Annotated in this window: 15 protein-coding genes and 1 tRNA gene; 6 read left to right on the plus strand and 10 right to left on the minus strand. The window is 57.6% G+C overall.

The genetic code is table 11. The features are described 5' to 3' along the window. Positions 1-127 precede the first annotated feature (127 nt). On the minus strand, positions 128-904 hold the full coding sequence (cysE, locus tag F7R20_RS13910; protein WP_003197992.1) for a serine O-acetyltransferase: 777 nt from the start codon (positions 902-904) through the stop codon (positions 128-130). A gap of 1 nt (position 905) precedes the next feature. Next, the gene (gene trmJ / locus F7R20_RS13915) at positions 906-1,676 is read right to left on the minus strand and encodes a tRNA (cytosine(32)/uridine(32)-2'-O)-methyltransferase TrmJ (protein ID WP_003197989.1); all 771 of its coding nucleotides are present in this window, start codon (positions 1,674-1,676) and stop codon (positions 906-908) included. A 144-nt stretch (positions 1,677-1,820) separates the two neighbouring features. Here trmJ and suhB point away from each other — a divergent pair, with 144 nt between their 5' ends. Next, positions 1,821-2,639: a type III secretion system regulator SuhB gene (gene suhB, locus F7R20_RS13920; protein ID WP_003185165.1), complete on the plus strand. Its 819-nt coding sequence runs from the start codon at positions 1,821-1,823 to the stop codon at positions 2,637-2,639. Positions 2,640-2,952: 313 nt separating this feature from the next. On the opposite strand, the gene F7R20_RS13925 is transcribed toward suhB, so the two are convergent. The 6 genes from F7R20_RS13925 to queA form a co-directional block, all read right to left on the minus strand. Continuing rightward, positions 2,953-3,501, minus strand: coding sequence for a glycine zipper 2TM domain-containing protein (locus F7R20_RS13925; protein WP_003197986.1), 549 nt, complete (start codon positions 3,499-3,501; stop codon positions 2,953-2,955). 117 nt (positions 3,502-3,618) lie between these two features. After that, positions 3,619-4,533 (minus strand): protein translocase subunit SecF, encoded by a 915-nt coding sequence (gene secF / locus F7R20_RS13930; RefSeq protein WP_003197985.1) that lies wholly within the window; start codon positions 4,531-4,533, stop codon positions 3,619-3,621. Between the two features lie 9 nt (positions 4,534-4,542). Further along, positions 4,543-6,411 carry a protein translocase subunit SecD gene (secD, locus tag F7R20_RS13935; RefSeq protein ID WP_003197983.1) on the minus strand — a complete coding sequence of 623 codons (1,869 nt, stop codon included), beginning with the start codon at positions 6,409-6,411 and terminating at the stop codon, positions 4,543-4,545. A gap of 63 nt (positions 6,412-6,474) precedes the next feature. Further along, positions 6,475-6,813, minus strand: a complete 339-nt coding sequence (gene yajC / locus F7R20_RS13940) for a preprotein translocase subunit YajC (RefSeq protein ID WP_003197982.1) — start codon at positions 6,811-6,813, stop codon at positions 6,475-6,477. A gap of 43 nt (positions 6,814-6,856) precedes the next feature. Then, entirely contained in the window at positions 6,857-7,972 is a 1,116-nt protein-coding gene (gene tgt, locus F7R20_RS13945; protein ID WP_161796642.1) for a tRNA guanosine(34) transglycosylase Tgt, read from the minus strand. A gap of 14 nt (positions 7,973-7,986) precedes the next feature. Further along, complete coding sequence (gene queA, locus F7R20_RS13950; protein WP_003197978.1) at positions 7,987-9,036, minus strand: tRNA preQ1(34) S-adenosylmethionine ribosyltransferase-isomerase QueA; 1,050 nt, start codon at positions 9,034-9,036, stop codon at positions 7,987-7,989. Positions 9,037-9,144: 108 nt separating this feature from the next. Between queA and F7R20_RS13955 the strand changes: the two genes are divergently transcribed. The 4 genes from F7R20_RS13955 (at position 9,145) to F7R20_RS13970 (ending at position 10,955) form a co-directional block, all read left to right on the plus strand. Beyond that, positions 9,145-9,229 (plus strand) — tRNA-Leu (locus F7R20_RS13955). 459 nt (positions 9,230-9,688) lie between these two features. Next, the gene (locus F7R20_RS13960; RefSeq protein ID WP_003197976.1) at positions 9,689-10,018 is read left to right on the plus strand and encodes a hypothetical protein; all 330 of its coding nucleotides are present in this window, start codon (positions 9,689-9,691) and stop codon (positions 10,016-10,018) included. 98 nt (positions 10,019-10,116) lie between these two features. Continuing rightward, positions 10,117-10,521, plus strand: a complete 405-nt coding sequence (locus tag F7R20_RS13965) for a hypothetical protein (protein ID WP_003197974.1) — start codon at positions 10,117-10,119, stop codon at positions 10,519-10,521. A 146-nt stretch (positions 10,522-10,667) separates the two neighbouring features. Continuing rightward, entirely contained in the window at positions 10,668-10,955 is a 288-nt protein-coding gene (locus tag F7R20_RS13970; protein ID WP_003197972.1) for a barstar family protein, read from the plus strand. A 561-nt stretch (positions 10,956-11,516) separates the two neighbouring features. Here the strand turns inward: F7R20_RS13970 and F7R20_RS13975 are convergent. Beyond that, positions 11,517-11,921: a DUF6896 domain-containing protein gene (locus F7R20_RS13975; RefSeq protein WP_003197970.1), complete on the minus strand. Its 405-nt coding sequence runs from the start codon at positions 11,919-11,921 to the stop codon at positions 11,517-11,519. A gap of 279 nt (positions 11,922-12,200) precedes the next feature. Between F7R20_RS13975 and F7R20_RS13980 the strand changes: the two genes are divergently transcribed. Next, the gene (locus F7R20_RS13980; protein ID WP_003197968.1) at positions 12,201-12,929 is read left to right on the plus strand and encodes a hypothetical protein; all 729 of its coding nucleotides are present in this window, start codon (positions 12,201-12,203) and stop codon (positions 12,927-12,929) included. Between the two features lie 103 nt (positions 12,930-13,032). On the opposite strand, the gene F7R20_RS13985 is transcribed toward F7R20_RS13980, so the two are convergent. Continuing rightward, positions 13,033-13,332, minus strand: a complete 300-nt coding sequence (locus F7R20_RS13985) for a hypothetical protein (protein ID WP_149632265.1) — start codon at positions 13,330-13,332, stop codon at positions 13,033-13,035. Between the last annotated feature and the right edge of the window lie 262 nt (positions 13,333-13,594).

Genomic DNA, 13,594 nt, shown 5'->3' on the forward strand with positions numbered 1-13,594 from the left:
TGATACCGCGTTATCGTTTATCGCGAGCAAGCTCGCTCCCACATGGGATCTGCGGCGTACACGAATTGTGCATCCACCAAAGCCCCCCTGTGGGAGCGAGCTTGCTCGCGATGAGGCCAGTAGGGTTTCAGCTGGCCTGGGTCTCATCCTTGTCCTTCACACACGCAAAATCTTCCTCGCGCAGTTCAGGCAGGTCCTTGGCACAGTAATTACTGCCCAGGTCCTTCAGGGCGCCGCACATCCCCTCCAGGCGCCCATCGACGGCCTGCAGGTGATCGAGCAACTGGTTGATGGCGCGGGCGACCGGGTCGGGCATGTCTTCGCCGACACCGTAGGCGTCGAAACCGATCTTCTCGGCCATGGCCTTGCGGCGGGCGTCCTGCTCGTCATCGGACTTGACGATGATCCGCCCAGGGATGCCCACCACGGTCGCGCCAGGCGGCACGGCCTTGGTAACCACGGCATTGGAGCCGACTTTCGCCCCCGCCCCAACCGTGAACGGCCCGAGCACCTTGGCGCCGGCGCCCACTACCACGCCGTCTTCCAGGGTCGGGTGGCGTTTGCCTTTGTTCCAGCTGGTGCCGCCGAGGGTCACGCCCTGGTACAGGGTCACGTCATCGCCGATCTCGGCGGTTTCGCCGATGACGATGCCCATGCCGTGGTCGATGAAGAACCGGCGACCGACCTTGGCGCCCGGGTGGATCTCGATCCCGGTCAGCCAGCGCCCGAAGTTCGAGACCAGCCGCGCCAGCCACTTCCAGCCCATGTTCCACAAGGCGCCGGACAGGCGGTGGATCCAGATCGCGTGCATCCCCGGGTAGCAGGTCAGCACTTCAAAGGCATTGCGCGCCGCCGGGTCACGATGGAAAACACTTTGGATATCTTCACGCAAACGTTCGAACATTTTATTTCTTCCGCTTAATCAGCTCGCCACGGGCCGCTTTCTGGGTTTCCGTGAGGATGCCGCGCAATATATTCATCTCCGCCCGGCTGACCGAGCTTCGTCCGTACAACCGACGCAGGCGCGCCATCAAGTGTCGCGGCTTTTCCGGGTCGAGGAACTCGATGTCCACCAGGGTCTGTTCCAGGTGTTCATAGAACCGTTCCAGTTCGTCCATGGTCGCCAGTGTCTCACTGCGCGGCGACGTGACCTCGGTTTTTTCGATTTTGCTGGGCTTGCCTTCAGCTGCCAGCCAAGCCATGCGCACTTCATAGCTCAACACCTGCACCGCCGCCCCCAGGTTCAAGGAACTGAACTCGGGGTCGGAAGGGATATGCACGTGAAAGTGACATCGCTGCAGCTCGTCGTTGGTCAGGCCGGAGTCTTCACGGCCGAACACCAGGGCAATCTCAAAGCCTTGCGCGGCTTCCTCGACCACTTTGGTGCCGCATTCGCGGGGGTCGAGCAGTGGCCAGGGGATACGCCGGTCGCGGGCGCTGGTGCCGAGCACCAGGTTGCATCCCACCAGGGCGTCTTCCAGAGTAGCGACGACCTGCGCGTTGGCGAGGATGTCACCGGCGCCAGAGGCCCGGGCGTCAGCTTCGTGATGGGGAAACAAGCGCGGTTCGACCAGCACCAGGCGCGACAGGCCCATGTTCTTCATGGCCCGCGCAGCTCCGCCGATGTTACCCGGATGGCTGGTATTGACCAGGACGACACGAATGTTCTGCAACAAGGGAGGCGCTCTCGAACACGATAAAGGGAGCAAATCTTACATAAGCACCTACCGTTAAGCTATGAAAGCGAACACCAACCTTCTCCTGAGAAAACTTTCTGATAGAATGCGCGGCTTTCTTTAACAACCTTAGGTGACACATCCATGCAGCCCATGCTGAATATCGCGCTGCGCGCCGCCCGCAGCGCCAGTGAACTGATCTTCCGCTCCATCGAGCGCCTGGATACCATCAAGGTCGATGAAAAAGACGCCAAGGACTACGTGTCCGAGGTTGATCGCGCCGCCGAGCAAAAGATCGTCGACGCCCTGCGCAAGGCTTACCCGAACCACTCCATCCTCGGTGAAGAGACCGGCATGCACGCCGGTACTGGCATCGAAGGCGAAGAGTACCTGTGGATCATCGATCCGCTGGACGGCACCACCAACTTCCTGCGCGGCATTCCTCACTTCGCTGTCAGCATCGCCTGCAAATACCGTGGCCGCCTGGAACACGCCGTCGTGCTGGACCCGGTTCGCCAGGAAGAATTCACCGCCAGCCGTGGCCGTGGCGCCCAACTGAACGGCCGTCGCCTGCGCGTCAGCGGCCGCACCAGCCTGGACGGCGCCCTGCTGGGTACCGGCTTCCCGTTCCGCGATGACCAGATGGACAACCTGGACAACTACCTGGGCATGTTCCGCGCCCTGGTCGGCCAGACCGCCGGCATCCGCCGCGCCGGCGCTGCGAGCCTGGACCTGGCTTATGTGGCCGCTGGCCGTTTCGATGCGTTCTGGGAATCGGGCCTGTCCGAATGGGACATGGCTGCTGGCGCCCTGCTGATCCAGGAAGCCGGTGGTTTGGTGAGCGACTTCACCGGCGGCCACGACTTCCTTGAAAAAGGCCACATCGTTGCCGGCAACACCAAATGCTTCAAGGCTGTGCTCACCGCCATCCAGCCGCACCTGCCGGCTTCGCTGAAGCGCTAAGCAACCGGCTACAAAAAAGCACCCTTCGGGGTGCTTTTTTTATGCCTGCCTCATACGCCGATCGTTCCTCACGCTCCGCGTGGGAATGCCGCCAGGGACGCTCCGCGTTCCGCTTCTGGAAGGTGACGCAGAGCGTCACGGGATGCATGCCCACGCAGAGCGTGGGAACGATCGGTTACAACATCAGACATCCACGCAAGCTTAACCACCGCTATCGCGAGCAAGCTCGCTCCCACAGGGGGTTTGAGGTGGAGTAGTAAATGCGGGCGAAAAAAAAAGCACCCCGAAGGGTGCTTCTTTCATAGCGGTTGGATCACTGAGCCGGTTCGTTCTGGCCCAGGATCAGTTGGCCTTCCTTGTTCACCGGGATCTGGTTGCCCGGGTCGCGGTCCATGCGGACTTTGCCTTCTTTGCCGTCGAGCATGTAGCGAACGTCGTAGCCTACAACCTTGTCGCTGATGTCATTGACCGTGTTGCAGCGAGTCTGGGTGGTGGTGTAGGTGTCGCGCTCCTGCATGCCTTCCTGAATCTTGTTACCGGCATAACCACCACCGGCCGCACCCGCCACGGTTGCGATCTTCTTACCGGTGCCGCCGCCGATCTGGTTGCCCAGCAGGCCACCGGCTACGGCGCCCAATACGGTACCGGCGATCTGGTGCTGATCCTGGACTGGCTTCTGCCGAGTCACGGTGACGTCCTTGCACACTTCACGCGGGGTCTTGATTTGGGTCTTGACCGGCTCCACGGCCAATACTTGCGCATACTCAGGGCCACTTTTTACCAAGCTGTAGGTGGCGACCGCACCACCGGCTGTTACACCGACAGCACCCAATACCGCACCAACCAGCATCGATTTGTTCACTTGAACCTCCTGACCATCACAAGCGGATTAATCCGCGCTTCTCCCAGCCTTGGAGCACAAAAAAAGGCGCGAGTTCAACTCGCGCCTTTTCAGTGGTGACGGATGGAAACCGGAGCCTTACGGGCGGTCGTCCACTTCCGTTTCAGCAGCAGCCGGAGGAATCAGATCCTCGGTGCTCAGGTTCAGCCAGATCAGCACCACGTTGGCGATGTAGATCGACGAGTAAGTACCCGCCAACACGCCGATGAACAGCGCGATGGAGAAACCGAACAAATTGTCGCCACCAAAGAACAACAGCGCAGCAATCGCCAGCAAGGTGGAGATCGACGTCGCCATGGTCCGCAGCAGGGTCTGGGTGGTCGAGATGTTGATGTTCTCGATCAGCGAGGCCTTGCGCAGCACGCGGAAGTTCTCACGTACCCGGTCGAACACCACGATGGTGTCGTTGAGCGAGTAACCGATGATCGCCAGCACCGCCGCCAGCACCGTCAGGTCGAAGGTGATCTGGAAGAACGACAGGATGCCCACGGTCACGATCACGTCGTGGATCAGCGAGACAATCGCGCCTACCGCGAACTTCCACTGAAAGCGGAAGGCCAGGTAGAGCAGGATGCCGCCCAGGGCCATGAGCATGCCGAGGCCGCCCTGGTCGCGCAGCTCTTCACCCACTTGCGGGCCAACGAACTCGACGCGCTTGACCTGGGCCGGGTTGTCACCGCCGGCCTTCTGCAAGGCTTCAGCCACCTGGTGACCCAACTGCGGGTCTGCACCCGGCATACGCACCAGCAGGTCGGTGGTCGCACCAAAGCTCTGCACGATGGCATCGCTGTAGCCCGAGGTCACCAACTGCTCACGCACCTTGGTGACGTCGGCCGGACGCTCGTAGGTCAGCTCGATGAGCGTACCGCCGGTGAAGTCCAGGCCGTAGTTCAGGCCCTTGTGGAACCAGCTGAACAACGCCAGTACGGTAAGGAACAATGTGACGCCGAACGCAACGTTGCGAACGCCCATGAAGTTGATTGTACGTAACATGGCAGCCCCTTAAATCCACAACTTCTTGAAGTCACGACCGCCAAAGATCAGGTTGACCATTGCGCGGGTCACCATGATGGCTGTGAACATCGAGGTAAAGATCCCGAGGGACATGGTCACTGCGAAGCCCTTGACCGGGCCGGTGCCCATGGCGAAGAGAATCCCGCCGACCAGCAACGTGGTCAGGTTGGCGTCGAGAATCGCGGTGAATGCCCGGCCGAAGCCTTCGTTGATTGCCCGTTGAATTGTCATGCCCGCGGCGATCTCTTCACGTATCCGCGAGAAGATCAGCACGTTGGCGTCCACCGCCATACCCATGGTCAACACGATACCGGCGATACCCGGCAGGGTCAGCGTGGCACCCAGCAGCGACATCAAGGCCAGCAGCATCACCATGTTCACCGCCAGCGCGACGGTGGCGATGATGCCGAAGAAGCGGTAGATGGCGATGATGAACAGCGACACGAACAGCATGCCCCACAGCGAAGCATCGATACCCTTGGTGATGTTGTCGGCACCCAGGCTCGGGCCAATGGTGCGCTCTTCAGCGAAGTACATTGGCGCGGCCAGACCACCGGCACGCAGCAGCAGGGCCAGTTCCGAGGATTCACCCTGGCCGTTCAGGCCGGTGATGCGGAACTGGCTGCCCAGTGGCGACTGGATGGTCGCCAGGCTGATGATCTTCTTCTCTTCCTTGAAGGTCTGCACCGCGACGTCTTTCTCGACGCCGTTGACCACTTGCTTGGTGTAAGTGGTGGTCGGCTTCTGCTCGATGAAGATCACCGCCATGCTGCGACCGACGTTGCTGCGCGTAGCGCGGCTCATCAGTTCGCCGCCATGGCCGTCGAGGCGAATGTTCACCTGTGGACGACCCTGCTCGTCGAAGCCCGCCTTGGCGTCAGTCACCTGGTCACCGGTGATGATCAGGCCACGCTCGATCTGCGCCGCCGGCCGATTGCCCTCACGGAACTCGAAGCTCTCGGAAGTCGCCTTGGAAGCACCCGGCTCAGCGGCCAGACGGAATTCCAGGTTGGCGGTCTTGCCGAGGATACGCTTGGCTTCGGCAGTGTCCTGCACGCCTGGCAGCTCAACCACGATGCGGTTGGCGCCCTGGCGCTGCACGATCGGCTCGGCCACACCCAGCTCGTTGACGCGGTTACGCACCGTGGTCAAGTTCTGCTTGATGGAGTATTCGCGGATTTCCGCCAGCTTGGCCGGGGTCATCGCCAGACGCAGCACTGGCTGACCATTGAGGTCGGCCGGCACAACGTCGAAATCATTGAAGTTCTTGCGGATCAGGCTACGGGCCTGCTCGCGGGTATCGGTATCGCTGAAGCCCAACTGAATGGCACCGTCGAGTTGCGGCAGGCTGCGATAACGCACGCGCTCTTTACGCAGCAAGCTCTTGACGTCGCCTTCGTAGACTTTCAGTCGCGCATCGAGGGCTTTTTCCATGTCCACTTCCAGCAGGAAGTGCACACCGCCGGACAAGTCCAGACCCAGCTTCATCGGATGCGCGCCGAGCTTGCGCAGCCATTGCGGGGTGGTCTGGGCCAGGTTCAGGGCCACAACGTAATCGTCGCCCAACGCCTTGCGCACCACGTCCTTGGCTGGCAGTTGGTCTTCGGCCTTGGCCAGACGCAACAGGCCGCCCTTGCCGTTTTCGGCGATGGACGCAGCCTTGACCTCGATATTGGACGCTTTGAGCGCAGCGCTCGCACGGTCCAGATCGGCCTGGGTGACCTGCAGCGCAGTGCTTGCGCCACTGACCTGAATGGCCGGGTCATCCGGGTATAGATTGGGAGCGGAATAAATCAGACCGACCGCCAGCACCGCCAGGATCAGTACATATTTCCACAGAGGGTATTTGTTCAGCATCACGCCGCCCGCTTATGACGCGGGGCGCCTTGCGCGCCCCGTCGATTGAATAGAAGTTGTTACTTAGATCGCTTTCAGCGTGCCCTTTGGCAGCGTGGCCGCGATAGCGCCCTTCTGGAACTTCATTTCAACAGTGTCGGACACTTCCAGAACCACGAAGTCATCAGCCACTTTGGTGATCTTGCCAGCGATACCGCCGGTGGTGACCACTTCATCGCCCTTCTGCAAGTTGCTCAGCAGGTTCTTCTGCTCTTTGGCGCGCTTGGCCTGTGGACGCCAGATCATCAGGTAGAAGATGACCAGGAAGCCGACCAGGAAAATCCACTCGAAACCGCCGCCCATAGGGCCGGCAGCAGCAGGTGCAGCCGCGTCAGCCATGGCATTAGAGATAAAAAAGCTCATTTAGCACTCCAGTTGCAAGTATTGAATCTAGGGATCGGAAAACTCAGTCCAAGGGCGGTACAGGCAACCCGCGCTTGGCATAGAAGGCCTCGACAAAGGCGGCCAATGTACCCTGTTGAATAGCCTCGCGCAAACCAGCCATAAGCACCTGGTAATGGCGCAAATTGTGGATGGTATTGAGCATACTGCCGAGCATTTCGCCGCACTTGTCCAAATGATGCAGATAAGCGCGAGAGAAGTTCTGGCAGGTGTAGCAATCGCACGTCGGATCCAGCGGCGAATTATCATGGCGATGAAACGCGTTACGGATCTTCAGCACACCAGTGTCGATGAACAGATGCCCGTTGCGGGCATTACGGGTTGGCATCACGCAATCGAACATGTCCACACCGCGGCGCACACCCTCAACCAGATCTTCCGGTTTGCCAACGCCCATAAGGTAACGAGGTTTGTCAGCGGGCATTTCACCCGGCAGGTAATCGAGCACCTTGATCATCTCGTGCTTGGGCTCGCCCACCGACAGGCCGCCAATCGCCAGGCCGTCGAAGCCGATCTTGTCCAGGCCTTCGAGCGAGCGCATGCGCAGGTCGCGGTGCATGCCGCCCTGGACGATGCCGAACAGCGCGGCGGTATTGTCGCCATGGGCGTTCTTCGACCGCTGGGCCCAGCGCAACGACAGCTCCATGGACACCCGCGCCACATCTTCATCGGCCGGGTACGGTGTGCATTCGTCGAAGATCATCACGATGTCCGAGCCCAGGTCGCGTTGCACCTGCATCGACTCTTCCGGCCCCATGAACACCTTGGAACCGTCCACCGGAGAAGCGAAGGTCACGCCCTCCTCCTTGATCTTGCGCATCGCACCGAGGCTGAACACCTGGAAGCCGCCGGAGTCGGTCAGGATCGGGCCTTTCCACTGCATGAAATCGTGCAGGTCACCGTGGGCCTTGATCACTTCCATGCCCGGGCGCAGCCACAGGTGGAAGGTATTACCCAGGATGATTTCCGCGCCAATCGCCTCGATGTCCCGTGGCAGCATGCCCTTGACCGTGCCGTAGGTGCCCACCGGCATGAACGCGGGGGTTTCCACGGTACCGCGGGGGAAGGTCAGACGACCGCGACGAGCCTTGCCATCGGTGGCGAGCAACTCGAAGGACATGCGACAGGTGCGACTCATACTGTTTCCTCGGGTCCGCGTGGCGCGGGGTTACGGGTGATGAACATCGCATCACCGTAGCTGAAAAAGCGGTATCCATGCTCGACGGCGGCCTTGTAGGCGGCCATGGCTTCGGGATAACCGGCGAACGCCGAAACCAGCATCAACAGCGTGGATTCGGGCAAATGAAAGTTGGTAACCAGGGCATCGACCACATGAAACGGCCGGCCCGGGTAGATAAAGATATCGGTGTCGCCACTGAACGGCTTGAGCATGCCATCGCGCGCGGCGCTTTCCAGGGAGCGCACGCTGGTGGTCCCCACCGCCACCACCCGCCCGCCGCGCGCGCGACAGGCCGCCACGGCATCGACCACTTCCTGGCTCACTTCCAGCCATTCGTTGTGCATGTGGTGGTCTTCGATGCGCTCGACGCGCACCGGCTGGAATGTGCCAGCGCCGACGTGCAGCGTCACGAACGCGGTCTCCACGCCCTTGGCCGCAATGGCCTCCAGCAACGGCTGATCAAAATGCAGCCCCGCCGTCGGCGCCGCCACCGCCCCCAGGCGCTCGGCGTACACGGTCTGATAACGCTCGCGGTCCGAACCTTCGTCCGGGCGGTCTATATAAGGAGGCAACGGCATGTGCCCGACACGGTCGAGCAGCGGCAACACCTCTTCGGCAAACTCCAGCTCGAACAACGCATCATGGCGCGCCACCATCCGCGCCTCACCGCCGCCGTCGATCAAGATCGACGAACCGGGCTTGGGCGACTTGCTCGACCGCACATGGGCCAGCACGCGATGGCTGTCCAGCACCCGCTCCACCAGAATCTCCAGCTTGCCGCCGGAGGCCTTCTGGCCAAACAAACGTGCCGGAATCACCCGGGTATTGTTGAACACCATCAAATCGCCCGGGCGCAAATGCTCAAGCAAATCAGTGAATTGACGGTGAGCCATGGCACCGCTGACCCCGTCCAGGGTCAACAGTCGACTGGCGCGACGCTCGGCCAGAGGGTGGCGAGCGATCAGCGAATCCGGGAGTTCGAAGGTAAAGTCAGCAACACGCATGATGGGGTTCGTCTAGCAGGGCCGGAAAGTCTAGCGGAAATATCAAAAATTCACCATGAAACGTGATTGACCAACGGTAGGCACCTCTCTATACTTCGCCGCCATTGAGCCCTGATGGCGGAATTGGTAGACGCGGCGGATTCAAAATCCGTTTTCGAAAGGAGTGGGAGTTCGAGTCTCCCTCGGGGCACCATCTTAAAGAAAGACCTTGAAATTCAAGGTCTTTTTTTTCGTCTGCAGGAAAGTGGTTTTTCGCGGCTAATGCAGAGCTCAGCCAATTCCCCACGCGCTTTTGTGGTGAGGAGATATATCCCCACTCCCCTTTGTGGTGAAGGAATCTATTCCCCCTTTGTGGCGAGGGGATTTATCCCCGCTGGGCCGCGAAGCGGTCCCCCATAGCCAACCCCATGGAAAGGAAGAACCTGGGAACAAGGAAGAACCCCGGTGGTAGAGAAGAACCTGTAGCAGGGAAAACCCTGTGGTAGGGGAAGACCTGTTATAGAGGAAAAACCTGTGGCGAGGGAGCTTGCTCCCGCTTGAGCGCGAAGCGCTCACAAAAAAGTCTCCACCCTCACCAATACCCCGAGCAGCCAAATCCAAGACATTAACCATCACCCCACCCTCCTCACCCAGTCACAAAGGACTTCACCCCATGGAATTGCTGCTGGAAACGGTCGCTCTTTACTCCCTCAAGCTGGCTTATGAGACAGAAGGCCACAGCCCAATTCTGCGGGATGATCCGTTGATGGGCAGTTGCGACCGTGAGGTTTTTGAGTTGCTGATACGGCGGGGCGATGTGGCTGGGATTCAGGGCGAAATCAGTCGATGCCTGGATTTAGCGTTGGGAGCGATTGGCGGGATGGATACGGTGCTGGGCCGAGAGCTGCATCGTTTAGCTGCGGATTTCAGCGCTGTGCAGAAGATGGACGACCTTCACGCTCCGCTCATCGCGCTTAACGGTTATGTGAAAGATATTCTATAAACAGCAGCGCTCGTTCCCACGCTCCGCGTGGTAACGCATCCCGCGACGCTCCGCGTTGCAGACTTAACAGGCAAAACACACGCCTACGCAGGCAATCCATGGACGACATCATCGCAGCGATGGGCAGTTGGCTAACCGAAACCCATGAAGCGAAACGGCGGATGGTGAGCAATCTGGAAATGCTCTTCTGGATCGCCGTCGCGATTGTCGGCGCGCTCGCCGCGAAGGATTACGCCACGAAGCGTAAGGCGCTGATGGTGCGAACGGAGCAAGCCTTGCCGGAGAAGGATCTCGTCGCTACATCGTTTAGTGACGAAGAGGGTCGTGCGGTTAAATATGTTGGCACCCTGCGGCGGGTTGAGGGCGGATATACCGTTAGCCTGATTCGAGAGGCTGACGGGGAACGCACCGAGTCGTGTAGCGAGGTGATGCCGTCGTTGGAGAAGGTTGAGGTTTATCTTACAAGTTGTACTTCGTTTGTTTTGTCGGATTTCAAAAGCTGAAGTGGCTGTTAACGTCAGCCATGACGGGCCCGCTCGCACAGAAACAGACGCCTAAAAGAAGTGGACAGAACAGCTCGACCAATGAAAACAATCCGCCCCAATTCAGTTCTGATCGCTAACCGTTAAACGCTATTGAGGTTTGGACGATGACCCGCCCACAGCTTGTGCAGATTGACCTAAGCGGAGTGATGAGTACCGACGAATTCCATTCCACCCTGAGCGATGCGCTCAGATTCCCCGGCTGGTACGGCCGTAACTGGGATGCCTTCTGGGACGCAATTACAGGATTGGTGGAAATGCCCGTGCAACTGAAAATTTCCGGGTGGGATGCTTTGTGCAAACGCTTGCCTAAAGATGCTGAGCTCATGCAAAAGTGCCTTGATGACCTGAGCCTTGAGTATCCATCGCTCGCGCCAAATGTGGAGTTCGACTGAACGCGAGAACGCGGCGACGGCTAGCGGTGCGACACTCAAGGTCATCGACCCACTATCCGAGGCCTCGTAACATCCCGTCGCACCACCCAAACCATGAAAACGGTTGAAGAGCTGCCAAGGACACACGTGAATCTACAAATCGAAATCGAGCGAATTTTTGGCTGCAACACGTTCGCCAGACCACTGTTCTATTCCTATCCCGGCGGCTTGCGCTTTGAACTCTCCGAGTCAGCGGAGTGATCGATCAGTTCCTAACCGCACTCCGCAAAGCAACAAGGATATGTAACGACATCTTCCGTGGCGAAGACGAACCCGTCGTCTGTTTGCGCGCCTACTCTGACGGAAGCCATTTCATCCACAGGCCAGTGCTTCGCGCGCTGCAATCTGCCAGCATATCAATTCGACAGGGTTAGCCGTTCTACAGCCCCCGTAACACTGATTCGAGAAGGCAACTCTCGGCCAAAAGTAGCCGTTGGGGTGACCAAAATTGGCAGATCCAGGCAGACGCTCTGTACTGAGAACTCAATGCATGGGTAGAACGGACTATGTCGTCATGAAATGTCAGATGGCATCCGCTAAGTAGTAGAGAATGTACCCGGAATACATTAGAGACCCGGCCTCCACTTCTGCTTCGAAGGACTCTTTGATTGCATCCTCATCAGCAAAACCGTATTCCGACAGCTTGTCGCCGGCAAAACTAGCAAGTCGCCATACGTCAAAGCCAGCGATCTCGCCATGGGCTCCAAAGTCAAAGTCTACTGTACCTGTGGGGAGGCTAACCGCACAGCCATAGCCGTGCTTGAAGTAACGAACTCCGCCTTCAAGCTCTCCGCGATGAGGAATGTCAGTTCCCACCCAATCCCTATTGGTCGGGGGCCGAGGGATACCAGACCGTTGCATCAAATCCACAGCGGCGCCGACGCTTGCTTGATAGTCGCGGATCAAAATGGCGAGTTGGTTATTCATACAGCCTCACTGTTATAGATGAGAAGCACTGAGACCAGAAAGTAGCATTCGAAGCAACTGACAGATAGCTTAAGCAAAAGCGGTCAGTCGTGGCTGCAATCAGTAAAATACACGATACTCCCAAACGTCTCTAGATGGCCGTCGCGGAATGCAGCATCGGTCAGAAAAAAACACACCGCTCTTACACAGGGTTCCGGGTAGATCCTCATAGTCGTAGCCGATCTGAGGCTAAGCACGTTACGATACAAATCCAATCTGTTAACAATGCAGGGATAGCACGTGAGCAAGTCAATAGAGGAAGAGCTGGAGCGACAGAAGCGCTGGGTAGCTAATTATTTTACTGGCAAGGTCGGCGAGTTCGCGTATCGCTTGAATGAAATCGTGATAGCTTGTGATGATTCGCTTTCATGTTTCATTGCTGGCCGGGATCACCCGGAGGGAACCGGAAAGATTGTAGTCTACGGCTTTTCAGCACTATCGAACTTGGTCCAAACGCTGAAAGATTCGATTTCAACGTTCTCGGGCATGAGCGTTACTTGGGGGACAATTAAAACTCTGCGGCATGGTGAGTTCTTTTACCTCAGTCGGAATGCCGCCACCCACGATGGTAATCCAATCATAAGCTCTTGGGTGGATGGGCGATTTTACGTTCCTCTGGATATAAGAAGACTGGATAGCAATAATCACTTACTGTGTATTCCTGTACCGTCTGAAGATGTCAGAACTTTCTGCCTTGAGTTTTCCTGTGATTTTATTGACTTACTGATCCAACAACTATCCACTGTAGAGCGACATGCTTATTTACTCGGCACATCATATGATTTTTATGAAACATCTAAGACAATGGAATCGAACTTGACTCCATCGTTTGCCAAAGCTTTATTTGAAGAGAATAGTGAGAAAATTAGAGCGGCCATTGAGACTTGCAGGTCTGCCCCTATAGAAAACTCAATTGAAAAACTAAACACCATCCGGCATTACTGCAATCAGATGCTTCATATTGCATAAAGAGTTTAGAGTCTGGCCTCCAGCAGTAGATAGCTACCTGTCGAACGCCAAATTGTGAGTTAACGATCTGAATACAAACTCCTTAGGTGGAGTTTAGCCTTTATCAGGTATTCCTCTTCACTTCACATTTATATCCACCTAAAGACCGAACATTTCTCCAGTCTTTCCAATTAGCAATGAACCAGTCATGGTGCAAGCTTCCATCCTTCGCAAAAAGATCCTTGCCACGTGCTATTGGGAAGTAAAAAACGTGTCTTTTATTCGAGATGGACTGCATAGTGACTTTTAATTTCGCCTGTCGTCCGTAGGATTTTTCAAAATAGGCGTTCAGGTCATCCACATATGTCAGTTGCGCAATAGTGAAAGGTACACCCGCCGTTTCGTGTACAAATACGTCGGACATTTTTTCGTCCGTTAGGTAAGACGAAACGCCCCGCAATTCTATATTCGTACCAACGGTGAGCCACTGGGTCGCTCCAGGGGCGACGGTGATTGGATTATTTTCGTTTCGATCAGGGCCGAGTGTGCACCCGCCCTTGCCGCCACTTTTCGCGACGACCATAGTTCGACCGTTCTGCACGGATAAGGATGCAGCAATCAGGACAAAGGGGACGGATTTATTTAAAAAGTCCCGCCACGCCCCCCCTGGTTTAACAGCCAAAAAA

The organism is Pseudomonas brassicacearum subsp. brassicacearum, assembly GCF_008801605.1.
Classification (GTDB): Bacteria; Pseudomonadota; Gammaproteobacteria; order Pseudomonadales; family Pseudomonadaceae; genus Aquipseudomonas; species Aquipseudomonas brassicacearum.